Source organism: Sphingomonas sp. FUKUSWIS1 (assembly GCF_000733135.1).
In the GTDB taxonomy this organism is placed as follows: Bacteria; Pseudomonadota; Alphaproteobacteria; order Sphingomonadales; family Sphingomonadaceae; genus Sphingomonas; species Sphingomonas aerolata.
In genome coordinates, this window is record NZ_JPJC01000219.1 from 1 (window position 1) to 1,456 (window position 1,456).

Consider the following 1,456-nt stretch of genomic DNA (forward strand, 5'->3'; position numbering starts at 1 on the left):
CGGGCGGGCATCGCGCTCATCCGACCACCCGCCGGCCGAAGCCTGGCGCGGGCCCGCGCTGCCCGAACCCCGCGCCTGCGTTGGGCACGCTGAACACCGTGCGCCGGAAATTCTTTTCGAGCCGGTCGGTGACATAGGTCCAGAGCGCTTCGATCTCCGCCGCGGACTTGCCCTTGGGATCGACCTCCATGACCGTGCGGCCGTCGATCATCGAGGCGGCGAAATCGGTGCGCTGGTGGATCGTCATCGGGGCGACGGTGCCGTGCTGAGAGAGCGCGACGATCGCCTCGGCCGTGATCCGCGCCTTGGGGGTCGCGGCATTGACGACGAAGATCAGCGGCTTGCCCGCGCGATCGCACAGATCGACGGTTGCGCCGACCGCGCGCAGGTCATGCGGGCTCGGTCGGGTCGGGACGACGATCAGCTCGGCGATCTGGATCACCGTCTGGATCGCGACCGTGATCGACGGCGGCGTGTCGATCACCGCCAGCTTGAACCCCTGCTGGCGAAGAATTTCGAGATCGGCGGCGAGCCGCGCGACCGTGGTCTGCGCCAGCGCCGGCGCCTCCGCCTCGCGCTCGTTCCACCAGTCGGTCAGCGACGCTTGCGGATCGATATCGATCAGCACGACCGGCCCCTGCCCGGCGCGCTCCGCCTGGACCGCGAGATGCCCGGACAGAGTCGTCTTTCCCGACCCGCCTTTCTGCGATGCCATCGCCAGAACGCGCATAAGCCCCCTTACGTCTCGTCAACCAAGGCACGCGATGCCATGCCAGCGGATAAGAAGCGGTTAACGCGTGGTTCCCAAGCCGTTACGACGACGTGCCGCGCCCCCGCACCTGACCGCCGCACGGCTTAACCCGATCTTTGCCTTCGCCGGGCTATCGCGACATGACGATCATCATTTGGCTTTAACGAGGTACTCGATGCGCAACCTGATTCTGGGCGCGGCGGCGACGGTAGCGGCGCTGGGCGCGGTGCCGGCCGCGGCGGACGTGAAGGCCGGCGTCGATGCCTGGAGCCGCGGCGACTATGCGACCGCGATCGACCAGTGGCGTCCGCTCGCGATCGCGGGCGACGCCGATGCGCAGTTCAATCTCGCCCAGGCCTATAAGCTCGGCCGCGGCGTCACGCTCGACCCCGCGCTCGCCGAAAGCTGGTTCCGCAAGGCGGCGCTGCAGGGTCATGTCCAGGCGCAGGACAATTACGGCCTCGCGCTGTTCCAGGCCAACAAGAAGGCGGACGCGCTGCCCTGGCTCGAAAAGTCGGTGGCGCGCGGCGAACCGCGGACGCAGCTCGTGCTCGGGACGATGTTGTTCAACGGCGACGCGGTGCCCCGCGATTACCCGCGCGCCTATGCGCTGATGTCGCGCGCGAGCACGTCGGGATTGCAGTCGGCCTCGCAGACGCTGGCGCAGATGGACCAGTATATCTCCCCCGAAGACCGCCAGCGCGG

General features: G+C 68.3%; 2 protein-coding genes. One reads left to right on the forward strand and one right to left on the reverse strand.

The genetic code is table 11. From position 1 onward, the window contains the following. Positions 1 to 16: 16 nt before the first annotated feature. Positions 17 to 730: a ParA family protein gene (locus sphsw_RS13170; protein ID WP_031441008.1), complete on the reverse strand. Its 714-nt coding sequence runs from the start codon at positions 728 to 730 to the stop codon at positions 17 to 19. A gap of 196 nt (positions 731 to 926) precedes the next feature. Here sphsw_RS13170 and sphsw_RS13175 point away from each other — a divergent pair. Continuing rightward, positions 927 to 1,456 (forward strand): tetratricopeptide repeat protein (locus sphsw_RS13175; protein ID WP_031441009.1); only part of this gene is annotated, 530 nt, incomplete at its 3' end.

Bases quoted from the DNA above. Each gene is read 5' to 3' on its own strand.
- sphsw_RS13170 (WP_031441008.1), bottom strand. From the start codon at position 730: ATGCGCGTTCTGGCGATGGCATCGCAGAAAGGCGGGTCGGGAAAGACG.